Source organism: Mariniflexile sp. TRM1-10 (genome assembly GCF_003425985.1).
In the GTDB taxonomy this organism is placed as follows: Bacteria; Bacteroidota; Bacteroidia; order Flavobacteriales; family Flavobacteriaceae; genus Mariniflexile.
Genome location: NZ_CP022985.1, coordinates 4,566,627 through 4,583,992 on the forward strand (window position 1 = coordinate 4,566,627; position 17,366 = coordinate 4,583,992).

Annotated in this window: 13 protein-coding genes; 3 read left to right on the plus strand and 10 right to left on the minus strand. The window is 34.7% G+C overall.

From position 1 onward, the window contains the following. Positions 1-157: 157 nt before the first annotated feature. The 5 genes from CJ739_RS18780 to CJ739_RS20420 form a co-directional block, all read right to left on the minus strand. Entirely contained in the window at positions 158-1,975 is a 1,818-nt protein-coding gene (locus tag CJ739_RS18780; protein ID WP_117178125.1) for a sensor histidine kinase, read from the minus strand. Positions 1,976-1,990: 15 nt separating this feature from the next. After that, positions 1,991-2,575 carry a DUF4202 domain-containing protein gene (locus tag CJ739_RS18785; protein WP_117178127.1) on the minus strand — a complete coding sequence of 195 codons (585 nt, stop codon included), beginning with the start codon at positions 2,573-2,575 and terminating at the stop codon, positions 1,991-1,993. Positions 2,576-2,592: 17 nt separating this feature from the next. Further along, a complete protein-coding gene (nirD, locus tag CJ739_RS18790) occupies positions 2,593-2,970 on the minus strand; it encodes a nitrite reductase small subunit NirD (protein WP_117178129.1) in 378 nt (125 codons plus the stop codon). Positions 2,971-3,092: 122 nt separating this feature from the next. Beyond that, positions 3,093-5,609 (minus strand): nitrite reductase large subunit NirB, encoded by a 2,517-nt coding sequence (nirB, locus tag CJ739_RS18795; RefSeq protein WP_117178131.1) that lies wholly within the window; start codon positions 5,607-5,609, stop codon positions 3,093-3,095. A 207-nt stretch (positions 5,610-5,816) separates the two neighbouring features. Beyond that, complete coding sequence (locus tag CJ739_RS20420) at positions 5,817-5,984, minus strand: hypothetical protein (RefSeq protein ID WP_162880268.1); 168 nt, start codon at positions 5,982-5,984, stop codon at positions 5,817-5,819. A 207-nt stretch (positions 5,985-6,191) separates the two neighbouring features. Between CJ739_RS20420 and CJ739_RS18800 the strand changes: the two genes are divergently transcribed. Next, the gene (locus CJ739_RS18800) at positions 6,192-6,737 is read left to right on the plus strand and encodes a fasciclin domain-containing protein (RefSeq protein ID WP_162880269.1); all 546 of its coding nucleotides are present in this window, start codon (positions 6,192-6,194) and stop codon (positions 6,735-6,737) included. Between the two features lie 222 nt (positions 6,738-6,959). On the opposite strand, the gene CJ739_RS18805 is transcribed toward CJ739_RS18800, so the two are convergent. The 4 genes from CJ739_RS18805 to tilS form a co-directional block, all read right to left on the minus strand. Beyond that, positions 6,960-9,272 carry an FdhF/YdeP family oxidoreductase gene (locus CJ739_RS18805; RefSeq protein ID WP_117178136.1) on the minus strand — a complete coding sequence of 771 codons (2,313 nt, stop codon included), beginning with the start codon at positions 9,270-9,272 and terminating at the stop codon, positions 6,960-6,962. 226 nt (positions 9,273-9,498) lie between these two features. Beyond that, positions 9,499-10,455: a YheT family hydrolase gene (locus CJ739_RS18810; RefSeq protein ID WP_117178138.1), complete on the minus strand. Its 957-nt coding sequence runs from the start codon at positions 10,453-10,455 to the stop codon at positions 9,499-9,501. A 240-nt stretch (positions 10,456-10,695) separates the two neighbouring features. After that, positions 10,696-12,321 carry an adenine deaminase gene (gene ade, locus CJ739_RS18815; RefSeq protein ID WP_117178140.1) on the minus strand — a complete coding sequence of 542 codons (1,626 nt, stop codon included), beginning with the start codon at positions 12,319-12,321 and terminating at the stop codon, positions 10,696-10,698. 189 nt (positions 12,322-12,510) lie between these two features. After that, on the minus strand, positions 12,511-13,821 hold the full coding sequence (tilS, locus tag CJ739_RS18820) for a tRNA lysidine(34) synthetase TilS (RefSeq protein ID WP_117178142.1): 1,311 nt from the start codon (positions 13,819-13,821) through the stop codon (positions 12,511-12,513). Positions 13,822-13,977: 156 nt separating this feature from the next. Here tilS and CJ739_RS18825 point away from each other — a divergent pair, with 156 nt between their 5' ends. Then, positions 13,978-14,670: a hypothetical protein gene (locus CJ739_RS18825; protein ID WP_117178144.1), complete on the plus strand. Its 693-nt coding sequence runs from the start codon at positions 13,978-13,980 to the stop codon at positions 14,668-14,670. On the opposite strand, the gene pabB is transcribed toward CJ739_RS18825, so the two are convergent. After that, positions 14,667-15,938 carry an aminodeoxychorismate synthase component I gene (pabB, locus tag CJ739_RS18830; RefSeq protein WP_117178146.1) on the minus strand — a complete coding sequence of 424 codons (1,272 nt, stop codon included), beginning with the start codon at positions 15,936-15,938 and terminating at the stop codon, positions 14,667-14,669. The two genes, CJ739_RS18825 and pabB, sit on opposite strands and share 4 nt — an antisense overlap. A 262-nt stretch (positions 15,939-16,200) precedes the next feature. On the opposite strand from pabB, the gene CJ739_RS18835 reads away from it, so the two are divergent. Further along, positions 16,201-17,091 carry an aldose 1-epimerase family protein gene (locus CJ739_RS18835; protein ID WP_117178147.1) on the plus strand — a complete coding sequence of 297 codons (891 nt, stop codon included), beginning with the start codon at positions 16,201-16,203 and terminating at the stop codon, positions 17,089-17,091. Positions 17,092-17,366 lie beyond the last annotated feature (275 nt).

Genomic DNA, 17,366 nt, shown 5'->3' on the forward strand with positions numbered 1-17,366 from the left:
TACTTCAGCCGTTTTTCGGTCCATAGCTATGTACCTCTCCCTCGCGGCAGCCTGGCTCCTTCGCTAAAAAGGTCTCCCAGACCTTTTTTATACGCTCGGCCCTGTCTGGCAAAAAAATACCCTATAAAACATTGCAAAACAAAATTTAAACAGTCTCTTAATCTGTTATAGGTATATTCAACGTTACCCGTGTTCCCTTCCCTATTTCTGAATTTAGAAATAAACGGCCATCTATATATTTAATACGTTCCCGCATAAAGGTCATTCCCATCCCACCATCACCATTTTTAACATTTTTAACCTTATTGGGATCAAAACCTTTACCATTGTCATCTATAACAATACTTAGTATGTTTTCGCTATGTGATAAAGACACTAAAATATGGGTAGAATCAGCATATTTAATGGCATTATTAATGGCTTCTTGTACAATACGATAAATATTTATTTCCACCAACGAGTCTAAACGCTGATTGAAATCGGTTTTATTGAACAGTACAATATGTTTTGCTGTAAGCTTCCCTAATTCCTGAGTTAACTTAGTAATTGCCGGCACAATACCATGATCGGACAACTCCGGTGGTGTTAAATTGAATGTGGCGGTCCTAACACCTTTTATAATGTTTGAAGTAAGTTCTTTAAGATGTTCAATTTTAGAAGCCGTCTTATTTATGTCCTTAATATCAATACTTTCCAAATTATATTTTAAACCCGTAAGCATTTGTCCAATACCATCATGCACATCTTTAGCTATTCGGTTTTGCTCTTTTTCTTGATTCTCTATAATTTTACTTGAAATCACCTTTTGCTGGTTCATTTTCTCCTCAAAACTTTCCTTTGTTAGGCGTGCTATTTCAATTTGAGCAGCTTTACGTGCTGTTATTTCGGATGCAATGATTAGGAGTTCCGATTTGTCGTCGGTGGGATTGAAAGGAATAATGGCCATTTCCAACCAAACATCATGATTATCCCTGGTGGTTGCCTTTACTTCTCCTTGCCAGCCTGTTTTTTTATGCTTAGCTATTAAATTTTCTATTTCTAATTGTTCGGTTTCATTTATTGAAAGTATCTCTGAAAAATTAGCAGAACTACTAAATTTAGTAAATTTAAAAAGACGCGAAAACTTCTTTCCCATATGCACCAAAGCACCATTAGGCGTAATTCTGGCAAACAAAAGAGTTTCGTCCATAGCATGGCTTAATGCCCGTAATTCTTTAATGGATTTTTCTTTGGACACACTCAATTCATCAGCATCAAAAGCCATTTTTTTAGCTTTCTTTTCAGCAATTAATAATTCGGCCAAGGTTGATTTTACCGATTTTGCTGTTGGCCAGAAAATAAATAGAAATTCCCCTAATAATATAAGTAGCGTAAGCACCATTAACAGCATCTCTAACTTACGCAACCAACTCACTTTGGCATCGGCTTCTAAATCGTACTGATTAACAATTTGATCCATTACCAAAAGAAAATGGCTTTCATTTTCCTTTACCTTTTCAATATCATCTATAAATGCCGATAGCGGTAACGGTGGTATGTTTTCAATTTTTTCAATAATAGATTTTGATGCCTTACTAATAGTGTCAAACGTTGGGTTTAAAACTTTAAATTTCTCCTTAATTACAGCACTGTTGTTACCGGGCAAACCCAAACTATCATTACCTTGTTGAAGCGCGTGGTGCGATTGTTCCCAAAGTTTTAATGTTTGTTTTATTTTTTCTTTAAGAAGTATGCGTTGCTTTGGAGTGTTTTCGGTTGAAAGTGAAACGATTTCTTTTGTTAATTTCTGACTTAACATACGCTGCCTCCCCGCCACATTTATAACCGAAGAATCACTTTGTTGGTCGTTAAGATGTTTACGCACCAGTATTTGACTCAAAATCACAGAAAGTGCAATAGTACTTAATGCGATAATGTACAAACGGCTTAATCTATCAAAAGTGCGTTGATCTAATGAATTACCGTTTTTTGTCATTGTTATGTATCGTATTTAAGAAATAGCCTGTTTTATTAACGCCAAACTTTTATCTGAATATTTAATTTTTAACGCTTCTGCATGTCCTTCTTCAGACATTTTAACCCATGTTTTTTGAAGAATATCAATCACCTTTTCATCTTCATGTTTGGCTGCAAATTCTTCAAAATAATAATCTAGAAACACCAAACAAATAACATCTTCAATGGCTTGGCTTTCTTCATTCTTTTTAATGAGCTTTTTATTAATTAAAAAAGACACGCGTTCAATGAATTCATCTTCGTAACCGACTTCCTTTAAAATGTCCGCTGTGATATCAGCGTGCATTTTTTTAAGTGTTTCACGCCACTTTAAATAGCCCACTCGATCCATTGGATATTCATCCCTGGCTATTTTCCAACGGCAAATATGTTGTGCTCTGGCTGCAATTTGAAGTGCTCTTGAAGCATCGGGTTTAAACTGCAACAACTTTTGGGACATACGTTGCGCGTACAACAATTCTTTTGGAAAATCCAAACCATGGCTATGGTAGGTGTTAATGTCTTCGGAATTTTTTTTATCAATTAATGCAATGGCAATTTCAAATCTTGTTGGCTTCATTTTTTTGTGTATATATGTTAATCTGAAAAGCCAATATACACATTTCCGCTTTCAATTTTAACAGGATATACCGCAATTTTTAAATCGTCACCACCTAAATTAGTACCATCTTCCAATGAAAAATTCTTTTTATGCATGGGGCATGCTACTTTAGCAACACCATCTTTATCGCCAATCATTCCTAAAGACAACACCATTTCCATTTTATGCGGACATAAGTTTTGGCAGGCATACCATTTATCTTTTCTGGCAAAATTATACACCGCTATTTGTTTGGTTTTGTACTTTATACAAGCACCGCTATTCTCAGGAAAATCACTTACCGTACCAACTTCAAACCACGTTTTAACCTCAGCTTCCGTAACCGATTTATATTGTTCAAGTATATTTTGCATATCTATTTTTTTTATTCAATTCTTTATTTGTGTAATCGGGTAATTGTGTAATCGTTTATTTGTGTAATCGTTAGTACCAATTCAACTTTTCAACAGTTAAACAATTCAACTTTTAAACAATATTACCAAGCCTTTGGCATTTTTTGGTCGCGCATTGGTACAAATACCAAGTTATCATCTGTATCATCCGAATTTACGAAATGTTTGAAACGTTTTGCCATATTCGGGTCTTCAATGGCTTGTTTCCACTCACACTCATATTTATTTACAAGTCCTTCCATTTCTAATTCCAATTCTTCAGCAATTCCTAACGAATCTTCTATAACCACTTTCTTTAAGTATTCAATACCGCCATCCAATTTTTCTAACCATGGTGCTGTTCTTACTAAAGGACCTGCGGTGCGTATGTAGAACATTAAGAATCTATCTAAGTACTTTATAGCCGTGGCATCATCTAATTGTTCAGCAAAAAGAATGGCGTGTTTTGGTGTTGCACCACCATTACCACATACGTATAAATTCCAACCACCTTCTACAGCAATCAATCCAAAATCCTTACCTCTGGCTTCGGCACATTCCCTAATACAACCTGAAACACCACCTTTTAATTTATGTGGTGACCGCAAGCCTTTATAACGGTTTTCAATTTCAATGGCAAAGGTCACACTTTCATGCATACCGTAACGACACCAGGTAGAACCTACACAACTTTTTACGGTTCTTAACGATTTTCCGTAAGCATGGCCACTTTCAAAACCAGCATCAATTAATTCTTTCCAAATGAGTGGCAATTCATGTAATTGGGCACCGAATAAATCGATACGTTGACCACCTGTTATCTTCGTATATAAATCGTATTTTTTAGCAACTTCACCAATAACAATCAATTTATCGGGTGTTATTTCACCACCTGCAATTCTTGGCACTACCGAATAGGTTCCATTACGCTGTATGTTTGCCAAAAACCGATCGTTTGTATCTTGAATAGCTACTTGCTTGTTTGGAGTTTCCATAGTAATGGTCGCAAAAATGGATGCCAATGCTGGCTTACAAACCTCGCAACCATCGCCTTCTCCAAATAGGTTAAGCGCTTCATCGTAATCTTCAACTTTATTAACTTTTACTAAATCGTATAATTCCTGACGGTTAAAACTAAAGTGCTCGCAAAGGGTTTCTTTAACTTCTTTCCCTAAAGATTTAAGGGTTTCATTCACTAAGTCTACCACCATAGGTTTACAACCTCCACAACCTGTTGTTGCTTTGGTTTTGGCTATGACATCGCCTAAATTTTGACAATCGCCTTCGGTTATAGAACAGCATATAGCGCCTTTTGTAACACTCTCACAAGAACAAACCTGCGCCGCGTCTGGAATATCCATCACACTACCAAACGATGAACCACCTTCTCCTCTGCTACCAATAATTAACTCTTCGGCATCCGCAGGTATTGGCAATCCGTTTAAATAAATTTGGTGGAACATGTTATAATCAGACGCATCACCTACCAAAATCCCTCCTAAAAGTTTTTTTCCATCATGACTGATATTAATACGTTTATATAAATTTTTGGTTTTATTTTCATAAATAATAGAATACCCCTTTTCAACAGGCATAAAAGGCTCACCGTAACTCGCCACATCTACACCAATCAATTTAAGCTTGGTAGACATATCGATGTCACTTTCCATTAAAACTTCGGAATTCCCTATAATTTGATTGACGGCAACCCCAGCCATATCATACCCTGGAGCTACCAAACCGTATATCATTTGGTTATACAAAGCAACCTCGCCAATGGCGTAAATTTCCGGATCGGATGTTTGCATTCTATCGTTAACAACGATACCTCCACGCGTTCCCATATCTAAAAAACAGGTTTTGGCTAACTCATCACGAGGCCTAATTCCAGCTGAAATAACAAGCATTTCAACATCTATTTTATCGTATTCGCCAAACTCCATGCCTGTAATACTTTTATCTCCCAGTATTTTATTGGTGGCTTTGGACAAATGCACATGAATCCCCAAAGATTCTATTTTCTCCTGCAATACTTTACTAGCTCGTGTATCTAACTGGCGCGGCATTAACTTAGACGCAAACTCTACTACATGTGGCTCAAAGCCCATATCCATAACCGCCTTAGCCGCCTCTAAACCTAATAATCCACCTCCTAATACAGCTGCTTTTATCGTATCTTTTCTGTCTTTTTTAAGTTTATCGGCGTATGAAAGCATCGCTTCCAAATCTTCAATAGTTCTATAAACAAAAATGCCTTTTTTCTCAACACCAGGAATATTTGGCACAAAAGGCGCAGAACCTGTTGCCAATACTAAGTAATCGTATTTATAGTTTACATCCTTTGAAGTCGTTACTTTTTTAGAAACACGATGAATGTCTGTTACGCGTTCGTCCGTAATTAGTTCAATATTATGCGATTCGTACCATTCCCTAGGGGCCATTTCAAGAGCCTTCGCATCTTTATTTTGAAAAAACTCACTTAAATGAACACGATCATATGCTGGTCTAGGTTCTTCACCAAAAACAGTTAACTGAAATTTTTTGTCTTTTGCGAGGTCTACAAATTTTTCACAAAACTTATATCCCACCATACCATTTCCTACAACAATAATTTTTTTCATCAGTTAAATTTTAATTGTTTAGAGTTAGCTGCAATACACAACTACGTAATTTAATTACAAATCTAAGTATTTTTACTTATTTTTTAAATATAAATATAAATTAATTTTTAACCAAACTTGAATTATTGACGATTTCACAAATTGAAATGAAAAAAATTAGGTATTAAACAAAATTTTGATGTTAGAATTAGGAAAGCATGAATACCCCTAATTAGCCTCAACCGTAATAATAACACTTTTTGAAGCCGGTGTTTTTGTCGTATGTGCAAAGCTATCCAAAGGAACCAACACATTGGTTTCTGGAAAATACGTAGCGCAGCAATTTTTAGGAATTTCGTAACCAATCACTTTAAAATTATGGGCTTCCCGAACCACACCGTAAAGTTTAAACCACTTCTATAACAAAAAGTGAAAACGTTTATCATTTTCGATTTTTAAAAAAGGCACCTAAGTAAGAAGAGACTAACCATTTAAACGAAACGCCTCTATTATATGAGTTAAAAAAAAATTTTATACTGCAAAAAAGATTTTTCCATAGTACTTATATTAAGGTAACAAATGCAAATCTTAAAAATTGAAATTATGAAAACAAAAATTCAAAATCTACTTCTAGTAACGCTCTTATTTTTTACCTGTACGCTATCAGCGCAATGGCGCAGCGATGAAGTATTAAGTGACATTGAGAATCCTGAAAATTATACAACTATTGGATTAGCTCAAATGGATAGAAACTTATCTACATTTACAAATTTAATTTTTATTTCAGGATTAGCGCCATCCATGCTCATGACAGATAATCATACCGTTTTTATTCCAACGAATGAAGCCTTTAAAAAAATGCAGGTTAAAGATTTTTTATATTTAACGAACCCCACTAACCGTGCAGATTTAATAAAATTTTTAAAGTATCATTTTCTGCCGAATAAAGTCATGCTATCAAAATTTAATAGTTCCCAAATTATAGAGACACAAGGAGGTCAACAAATTAATGTTTCTTATGATGAGCCTTTTGGAACAGCCTATATTGGTGGAGCAAGAATAATTAAAAGTGATGTTAAAGCAAAGAATGGTATTATTCACGTTGTTGACGGCGTCATTACACCCACTGAGGATGTTATATTTAATTAATTATTTTACCCGTTCTAATTTTAGAGGCTAAAAAGCAAACTTTAATGTCAATTTGAGGTATCATTTTATTCTAAAAAAAGCAATATCAAATGACATTTAGTTTCCCATACTTATTGAAGTCTTAATTTTAAAAAACATCATTGGTTCCGCAGTCGAAATGTATTGATCAGATTATCAATACATTTCGACTGCGCTCCATTCGATTTGTTTTAATAAATTTAACTATGACAAGCGCTCAGGGGTTATAGCTTCTACCCTAATAATAACACTTTTTGAAGCCGGTGTTTTTGCCGTATGTGCAAAGCTATCTAAAGGAACCAACACATTGGTTTCTGGAAAATACGTAGCGCAGCAATTTTTAGGAATTTCGTAACCAATCACTTTAAAATTATGGGCTTCCCGAACCACACCATTAAATTCCGATTTTAAATTAACAACCTGTTGTTCTTTAAAACCTCTAGTTGCCATATCATCACGGTTCATAAAAATAATACGCCGCTCGTTATAAATACCTCTGTACCTATCGTTTAATCCGTAAATAGTCGTATTGAACTGATCGTGACTGCGAATGGTCATCATAACCAACTCCCCGTCCTTAAGTTTCCATTTTGGTAACCTGTTCAGTGAAAAATTGGCTTTCCCAGTTTTGGTCTTGAAGTTTCTGTAACGGGCTCCATTAGGTAAGTAGAATCCTGAAGGTTGTTTTAGTTTGCTGTTATAATCGTCAAATCCATCTACAACCTCTTGAATATCATGGCGTACCAAATTATAATCATCTTTGTACTGAAGCCAATTTATTTTGGTTCTGTTCTTTAAAGTAGCATGTGCCATACCACAAACTACGGCCACTTCGCTTATTATTTTTTTTGAACAAGGCTCTAAAACACCTTTGGTTGAAGACACGATACCCATAGAATTTTCAACACTTTGAACCTGAATACCCGTTTTTTGATAATCTTTTTCCGAGCGCCCCAAACAAGGTAAAATCAAAGCTTCTTTACCAGTCACTAAATGTGACCGATTTAATTTTGTGCTCACATGAACCGTTAAATTACAATTGGCTAATGCTTGGGCAGCATATAAAGTATCCGGTACTGCCGAAATAAAGTTGCCGCCCATTCCGAAAAACACCTTTGCTTTTTTCTCGTACATCGCTTTTATGGCATCAATAACAGAATAGCCATGTTTAGGACTTGGTTTAAAACCATATTTAGCCTCAATTTTATCTAAAAAAGCCTGTGGAGCCGATTCCCAAATACCAACGGTTCTATCACCTTGCACATTGGAATGCCCACGTACCGGACACGTGCCAGCGCCTTCTTTACCAATGCTTCCTTTTAATAACAAGAGATTGACCAACTCACGAATATTATCTACCGCATTTTGGTGTTGCGTTAAACCCATAGCCCAACAAATAATGATTTTATTGTTGTTTAGGATTAAATGGAATGCTTCATCAAAAATTTCTTTTGAAACACCAGACGCTTGCAAACAGTCTTCAAAATTATAAGTCTTTAAATCTGAAACAAAGGCTTCATAACCATGTGTAAACTCTTTTATAAAGCCTTCATCAACCACACCGCCGTCAATCGTTTCTTTTTCAAGTAATTTAATAAGTAGGGCTTTTATAAAAGCGACATCGCCGTTTATAGTAATAGGTACAAATACATCGGTTATTTTAGTGCCACCCGTTAGTAATTTATAAGGATTTTGCGGATTAGTGAATTTCACCAAGCCAGCTTCCGGTAGCGGATTGATAGCCATTATTTTACCACCGTTTTTTTTACATTTTTCCAAAGCAGTCAACATTCTTGGGTGATTGGTAGCAGGGTTTTGCCCCATCACTATTACCAATTCCGCTTTATACAAATCGTCTAAAGTCACAGAGCCTTTGCCGATTCCTAACGTTTCGGAAAGGGCACTCCCACTAGCTTCATGACACATGTTAGAACAATCCGGCAAATTGGATGTACCAAACTCACGCACAAATAATTGGTATAAAAAAGCGGCTTCGTTGGTGGTTCTTCCAGAAGTATAAAACACAGCGTCATTCGGTGAGTCCAAAGCATTTAAATGTGTCCCCACTTTTTTAAAAGCATCATCCCAAGAAATGGGCTGATAATGCGTAGCTCCTGATGCCAAAAATAGGGGTTCGGACAAACGCCCTGATTTCCCAATTTCAAAGTCAGACCAACCAGCCAATTCATCAACGGAATGGTTCGCAAAAAATTCGGCACCAATGGTCTTGTTTTGCGCTTCTTCTGCCATCGCCTTTATGCCATTTTCGCAATATTCACCTAAAAAAGAACGGGCATCGTCTGGATCTGGCCATGCACAACCTGGACAATCAAACCCGCCTTTTTGATTTAATTTAAGTGAAATTTTTAAGGCATCGGCAGGATTCATGTATTTTACTGCATGACCAACGGCTGCCTTTATAGCAGGCATACCTACACTATTCTTTGGAGGCGTTTTTGTTTTTAAATTTGAAAAACCTTCGGGTGTTTTGGCCTTGTCTTTTGGAGATGAACTCATTAAACTCGTTTAAACTTCTCATTTTAGTACATTACAAAAATCCTAATATATTTCAGATGTCAGTCTGAGCGCAGTCGAAGACACTAGGAATCTTGTTTTTATCCGCATTTCGACTTTAGTTTATCTTAAGCACAGCCGAAAAGCTCCATGTGACACGCTTCAATTTTTGTTATATCCTAAAACTTCTTATAATTAAAATCAAAAATATCCTTAAATATATAGCTATTTAATGATTTTTGACAAACTCTAAAGCGCGTTTTTCATTGTAATAAACATTTCCTTTATCAATAAATCCAACATGACCTCCAAAATTTGGCATTTCTAAATATAAATTCGGGTTTTGTTTAGCTTCTTTTACAGGATAACATTCGGGTGATAAAAAGGAATCATTAAGGGCGTTTATTATGAGCGTAGGCACTTTTATGTTAGGAAGGAATTGCAGACTGCTACATTGCTCATAATAATCCAAAGCATCTTTAAAACCATGCGCTTTGGATGTGTAAATAGTATCAAAATCATATAATGTTTTAATTGAAGCTATCTCTTCAATACTTAACTCCTTATCGAAGTTTTTTTGCTTGATTTTTAATCGGTTTACCAAGTGTTTTTTAAACCGATCGTGAAACAAAATGTTTTTAAAATTGTGTAGTTCTTTAGCCGAACCATACAGATGACAAGGTACAGAAATGGCTATGGCCGATTTTACTTCCTGTGGTACAACCTCACGCTCTCCTAAATATTTTAAAATGATGTTGGCACCTAAACTGATACCTTTTAAATAAATTTCAGAGTACTTTTTATTTAAAATAGCGTCATTTATTACCGTTTCTAAATCTTGGGTTGCTCCCGAATGGTAGCTATAATACTTTAAATTGTCTTCACCACTGCAGCCTCTAAAATTCACGCAAACAGCATCTATACCATGGTTATTAAACAGTTTTGCTGTACCAGTTACATAAGGACGTTGGGCATGCCCTTCCAATCCGTGAAGTAAAATGATGAGTTTATTGCTTTTTTCTTTTGAAAAACTCCAATCCAAATCCAGAAAATCACCATCGTTTAAAGTAATCCGTTCGCGTTCTTGTTTCAAAGAAACTTTACGAACTAACCCCGAATATACAGTTGAAACAAAACCTTTTTTAAAAAAGAATGGCGGCTTGTATGTGGATTCTATTATTGGCATTTTGGTGGTTAGATTGTTAGATTGTTAGATTGTTAGATTGTTAGATTGTTAGATTGTTAGATTGTTAGATTGTTAGATTGTTAGATTGTTAGATTGTTAGATTGTTAGATTGTTAGATTGTTAGATTGTTAGATTGTTAGATTGTTAGATTGTTAGATTGTTAGATTGTTAGATTGTTAGATTGTTAGATTGTTAGATGAAAATTATTCAATATTTCGTACAACCATTAATTATTCATTATTAATTATTAATTGTTAAAGAGGTAAATTTAAAATCCGTTCCATTAAAAAGTCCTTTGTCACTGAGTTTTAATGATGGGATAACCAACAACGCCATAAACGATAAGGTCATGTAGGGTGTATGTAGTGTACTCCCTAATTGTTTTGCCATGTTATCAAGTTCTGCGTATTGTTTTCCAACAGTATCTCCGTCTTTGTCACTCATAATACCTGCAACTGGAAGCGCAATTATTTTTTCTTCGGAATTAGAAACCGCACAAATACCCCCTTTATGTTCAATAAGTAAATTAACCGCTTTACAAATAGCTTCGTCTGAAACACCAACCGCTATAATATTATGCGAATCGTGTCCAACTGAAGACGCAATAGCTCCTTCTTTTAAGCCAAAGTTTTTTATGAATGCCATCGCTGGCTTTTGGTTTTGATACCGGTTAACAACCGTCATTTTTAAAATATCTTTTTCGGTATTTGAAATCATATTCCCATCCTTAATTAAAGCTTCTTCAATGATTTCATTGGTTACCAATTGGCCGTCTAAAGCTTCAATAGCCCTGATTTTCACTGAGGAAGACTCATATCTAAAATCTAAAACTTCCTTTTTATTACAGTTGAAATGATTCAGGTTTTCAAAAGAAACGGGGTTGATTAAAGAGTTTCCTTTATCAAATACCAACTCCCCAGCTATATAGGTTTGAATGGTTTTGAAATTTATTAAATCTTCAACAACTATAAAATCTGCAGCATCGCCTACCTGTAGTAAGCCTACATCCAAATTATAATGTTTCACTGGGTTAACACATGCCATTTGCAGCACTTTAAACACGTCTATACCATTGGCTACGGCTCTGGTGCAAAGCTTGTTAATATGATCGAGTATTAAATCGTCTGGATGCTTATCGTCACTACAAAACATCATGTTTTCAAAATGTTCAAATGCTAAACCTATTAAAGCTTCAAAATTTTTGGCAGCACTGCCTTCACGGATGAGGATTTTCATGCCTTTTTGCAACTTTTCCAAAGCTTCATCATGGGTAAAACATTCATGGTCGGTAGTCATACCCGCATGAATGTATTTGGTAAGAGCATCACCTCTTAATCCCGGTGCGTGCCCATCCACTGGCTTATTATAATGTTTAGCCCAAGCTATTTTTTTCATCACTTCGGCATCATCAAACAACACGCCGGGATAATTCATCATTTCTGCCAAATATTTGATATCGGGGTTCTCCAAAAGTGTTTTTATAGCATCTGAATCTATAACGGCTCCTGCCGATTCAAAAGTTGTTGCAGGCACACAAGAAGGTGCTCCAAAATGGAACTTAAATGGTACTTTTTTACCATTCCCTATCATAAACTCAACACCTTCAACACCTAACACATTGGCTATTTCGTGCGGATCTGAAACCGTTGCTACGGTGCCATGGATTACGGCTAAACGTGCAAATTCACTAGGAACCAACATAGAACTTTCTATATGGATATGTGCATCAACAAAACCAGGAAGTATATAAACTTCAACATCATGTTGCTTTTCTTCAATAGAAAAAATCTTTTCATTTTTAATAGTGATTTCACCTTTAAAAATGCGCTTATTTTGGATGTCGACGATGTTGCCTTGTAGTTTCAAATTATGATTTTTAGTTTAGTACATGACAAAAATAGAAAGTGTCACATAGCTCAGTCGAAATACAATTAAAAACAATATTTCCAATGTCTTCGACTGCGCTCAGACTGACATCTGAATATATTTGGATTTTTGTCATGTACTAAAGTTTTTTAGTTAATAAGACACTTCAACTGTGTTCAGTATGGCAAATTATTTCAATTCAACTTTTAAAATGTGCTTTGTAGTGTCTGTAACTCGAAATCGGTTATCTGCTCTTTTATTTATAACCCAAACAATGGCATCATCCGAACATAACAACCAGGTGTTTTCCTTATCCAACAACGAGAATTTTTCGTCTTTAAAATATTTGCTTAATTTCTTTTTTCCTGTCATTCCTAGTGGATAAAACACATCACCCTCTTCCCATTTTCTAAGTGTTAAAGGAAATTTTAATAAATCCTTATCGACATAAATAACTGTTTTCGGGGTTTCTAAAACCGCATCCGCTTCTTCAAAAACTAACACTCCAAAAGGGGTTTCGACTATTTTATCTGTTTCTGAAATGTGTATGGTTTGACTATCATCCGCATGGATTTCACTCAACAACAAACTATTCCTGTCTTTTATTAATCGGTGTGTGTTTGTCAGGATTTGCTTTCCTGATTGTGCATCCAATAAATTAAAGACGTCGTGCCATTCCGTAAATCCGAAATTCTTTAATAGCTCATACAAATAGGCTTTAGGATGACTTAATTTCTTAATTTCCTCTATATTTAATACAACAGTGTACGCATCAATTGATTTGATTACTTTATTAGTAACATCTGTAATTTTATCCTCAATTATAAATTTAGAATCATTTAAAAACGTTTGGGTTTTGGCAAAATTCTGTAAAAAATGAGGGTTTATTTCTTTAAGTATTGGTATCACATCATGACGCAATTTGTTTCTCAAATATTTGGTTGAGCTATTACTACTATCTTCCCGCCACTTTAGTTTATGTTCCTTAGCATAATTTTCAATGTCTTCCCTCGAATAAGGCAGCAATGGCCTCACAATGTTATTATTTACCTCAGGAATCCCCAATAAACCATCCAAACCAGTTCCTCTTGATAAATTAATAAAGAATGTTTCAAGATTATCATCTGCGTGGTGAGCAGTTAAAATATAATCAAAATTAAGCTGCTTTGTAAGTTCTGAAAACCAAAGATATCTTAACATTCTTGCTGCCATTTGAATACTCAGTTTTTCATCTTCGGCAAAAGCCTCTGTATCAAAATTTTCAACAAAAACCTCTAATTCCAAATCTTCTGCCAGTTGCAACACAAAATCTTCATCAGCATCACTTTCTTTTCCCCTTAAATTAAAATTGCAATGGGCCAGAGCAATATTTAAGCCTGTTTTATAACATAAATGCGTTAAAACCATACTGTCAATCCCTCCAGAAATAGCAAGAAGTAACTTGCTGCTTTTTAAAAATGAAAGCTTGGAATCTATATGGTCTTGAAAGGTCTTTATCATATTTCAAAGTTAAGGTTTATTTTAATCTTGCAAAGAAGCAAAAGCACAAAGTTTAGCTGCTTACAAATTTTGAAGCCCTAAGTTAAAACTGATTTTCATCATCATATATTCTACAGAATTTTGTAAATTTAGAAACACATATTTAATTCAGGCATTATGAGTTCAATAGAAAGATTAAACGAAAAAGCAACTCAAACTGCTTTTAACAAAAAAGTGGTTTCTGCTTCACAACAATTACATCCTTATGTTAAACACAGACTTTATATTGCAGAATCTACAGGTATTATTCCTAAAAAAATGTATGCCTCAAACGGTATCATAGACGAAAGTATCGCAAAGTTTTATGAAAAAGGTTACGATATTGATATTGACACAAATACTTTAAAACTGAAACTTTTTAAAATAGTTGATGCCGATTTGGATGCTATTTTCAAAAAAGAAGCGTTTCATAAAAACACGATAAGCACGAACTCAATTTTAGTAGAAGAACTGGATGCCTTAGAAGAAAATTACACCATTGATGACGGTTTCGATTATGTAATGAATGAAGATTTAGATGATATTTCGTATCAGCAAAACGGACATTCCAAGCATTTATTTTTATATGATGATGACAGTAATTCTGTTTTAAATGCACTTGACACCAACGCCATTTCTTTAAACAATCATAAAAAAACCTTAGGCAATTTATACAGTTGGCTACCACTAAATGTGTCGAATATTGTAGATTTATTTGTTTTTGGGAAACTCAGTTTTGAAGAAATTTCAAAAATTAAATCAATAGAAACCAAAAGGATTGTGCATATTTTTGATGAAATTAAAAAGAATTTCAACAACCACATCGATTAATTTTCCAAAACCTCACGCATGGCTTTGGCCTTAACCAAACATTCTTCGTATTCTTTTAGCGGGTCGCTTTTTGTTGTGATGGCGCCTCCAACAGAATAAGACACGTATTTTTTGGTTTCATTGTATAAAATACTCCTTATAACCACATTAAAATCGAAATCGCCCGTTGGTGAAAAATATCCCACTGAGCCCGAGTAGAGTCCCCGTTTGGTTTCCTCCAATGCTTCAATAATCTTCATTGCCGAAATTTTTGGAGCTCCTGTCATACTTCCCATTGGGAATGTGCTTTTTATAACATCTACGGCGTGGGTTGTAGATTCTATTTTAGATTTTACAGTCGATATCATTTGGTGCACTTGATCAAACGTATAAATTTTGCATAATTCTTCTACCTCCACACTACCTTTAATGGCGGTTTTAGATAAATCGTTACGTACCAAATCTACAATCATGATGTTTTCGCTACGTTCCTTTTCGTTGTCCAACAACTCCTGTTTTAGCTGCTTGTCCTCTTCAATATTCTCGGAACGTTTGGCTGTGCCTTTTATGGGTTGGGAAACGATGGTGTTGCCTTGCTTTTTTAAATAGCGCTCCGGTGATGCCGATAGCAAATACTTGTCATTAATCTTTAAAAAGCTGGCAAATGGCGGGTTTGAAATCGTATTAAGCTTATTATAGGTTTCTAAAGGGTTTATTTCCGTGTCTTCGGCATAAAATTCCTGACAAAAATTTGCTTCGTAAATATCGCCACGATGGATGTGGCCCAACATAGCATTTATCTTTTCGAAGTATTCGTCTTTGTGAATGCGGAGCTTTATTTTAATAGGATTGTTGATTTGTTGATTTGTGGATGCGTTCATTTGTTGAACCGCCTTCAAATCACTTTCAAATTCGTCGTCCATCATATTTAAATACTGCATTTCAACTTGATTTCCCTTAAAAAAGAATAGCTTTTTAGGTTGAAAGAAGTATAAATCCGGGAATTGCAAGCCGTCAAAATTATTTGATTTTAAGTCTTCTACGGCATTTTTTAAATCGTACGTCAAATAACCAAAAATCCAATCGTTTACATGGGTTTGGTATTCTTTTAACTTCTCAAAAGCTTCATGGTAATCGGTTTGAATGCTTGTAAAGGCATCAACTGCCAAAACCGCATCGTAGTTGGAGTAGTTCTGTTCGTAATCATTGGAATCCAACCAAACAACGTCATCAAACTGTTGTGCCCAATGCAATAATTGCAGCTTAAATAATGGGGGGTTTTTAACCATATGGGCGTATTTTGTTCTCAATTCTAAAATTTAAGCTGTAAAGTTAGTTAGATTCCTTAGAAACTGTTTAAATTTTATCTAAAAGCCATTTTTTGTTTCTTTTTGACCCATATTTCGTTGAATTTTTTTCTAATGGCTCTGCTATTAAAAAAAAATCCGCCTCATCTGACCCAAAAATAATTCAAAAAAGCATCAATAAATAAAACTTAAACAGTTCCTTAAAAAATTACAAGTTTTGTACATTAGTTTAAATTTCACTTACATGGTAACATTAGAAAACAAGCAACTTAAAATAGCAGTAAAAAAAATAGGTGCTGAATTGTGCAAAATCACTTCCGTAAGAAACAACACGGAATTTATGTGGGACGCCAACCCAACCGTTTGGGGGAGTTTTGCCCCTAACCTATTCCCTATTATTGGTGCATTAAAAAACGATACTTATATTTTTGAAAACCAAGAATATAAACTACCAAAACATGGCATCGTTAGAAATAACAACGCCGTTATTTTACACCAACAAACGTCCGATAGTCTCAGCTTTAAATTAAGTTACAGTGAAGACTCTTTAAAAAATTATCCATTTAAGTTTGAGTTTTATATCACTTATAAGCTGGTTGGCAACCGCATTGACGTCATTCATACCATTAAAAACTTAGATGATAAACCCCTGTATTTTTCGGTTGGTGGACATCCTGCATTTAAATGTCCAGTGTTTGAAAATGAACAGTATGAAGATTATTTCTTAGAATTTGAACATGCCGAAACTTCAAAAACCCATCTTATTAATATGGCAAACGGACTCATTTCAGCAGAAACAAAACCAGTTTTTAATCATTCAAACAAACTACCACTAACCCACGATTTGTTTAATGAAGACGCCCTTATTTTTAAAGATTTGAAATCTAAAAAAGTTGCTTTAAAAAGTAAAGTATATGGTGAAGTACTATCGGTTAGTTATAATGATTTTCCCTATTTGGGTATTTGGGCAAAACCAACAGGCGATTATGTTTGTATAGAACCTTGGTTAGGAATTGCCGATAATGAAGCCACCAATCAAGACTTAAAAACCAAGGAAGGGATTTTAACTTTGGCTGCTAATGAGACTTTTATGGCTGGGTATGGTATTGAGGTTAATGAGAATCTTCTTATTTGAAAATAATTAATTTTTCGGGTTACGCTTATCCTATGAATATGAACCGTTTTCAATGATTTACATCTAGCCGAAAAGCAAATTTACTTTTTCAAAGAATAACAATTAATACTTCCTATAAGAATTCACATAAAATTATAAACGGACTATTTTAAACTAATTTAACTAAATAGCATAATACACATAACTTAAATCAAGATTTTAAAACCAAAGAAACTATTTCAACAATTTCTATTCCTTCCCAATAAAACTTAAAAAATCTTCCTACATATTGATTT

Coding starts and splice junctions, on each gene's coding strand:
- CJ739_RS18835 (WP_117178147.1), top strand. CDS start 16,201: ATGGTAACATTAGAAAACAAGCAACTTAAAATAGCAGTAAAAAAAATA.
- CJ739_RS18805 (WP_117178136.1), bottom strand. CDS start 9,272: ATGAGTTCATCTCCAAAAGACAAGGCCAAAACACCCGAAGGTTTTTCA.
- CJ739_RS18800 (WP_162880269.1), top strand. CDS start 6,192: ATGAAAACAAAAATTCAAAATCTACTTCTAGTAACGCTCTTATTTTTT.
- CJ739_RS18785 (WP_117178127.1), bottom strand. CDS start 2,575: ATGAAGCCAACAAGATTTGAAATTGCCATTGCATTAATTGATAAAAAA.
- CJ739_RS18825 (WP_117178144.1), top strand. CDS start 13,978: ATGAGTTCAATAGAAAGATTAAACGAAAAAGCAACTCAAACTGCTTTT.
- tilS (WP_117178142.1), bottom strand. CDS start 13,821: ATGATAAAGACCTTTCAAGACCATATAGATTCCAAGCTTTCATTTTTA.
- CJ739_RS18810 (WP_117178138.1), bottom strand. CDS start 10,455: ATGCCAATAATAGAATCCACATACAAGCCGCCATTCTTTTTTAAAAAA.
- nirB (WP_117178131.1), bottom strand. CDS start 5,609: ATGAAAAAAATTATTGTTGTAGGAAATGGTATGGTGGGATATAAGTTT.
- CJ739_RS18780 (WP_117178125.1), bottom strand. CDS start 1,975: ATGACAAAAAACGGTAATTCATTAGATCAACGCACTTTTGATAGATTA.
- pabB (WP_117178146.1), bottom strand. CDS start 15,938: ATGGTTAAAAACCCCCCATTATTTAAGCTGCAATTATTGCATTGGGCA.
- nirD (WP_117178129.1), bottom strand. CDS start 2,970: ATGCAAAATATACTTGAACAATATAAATCGGTTACGGAAGCTGAGGTT.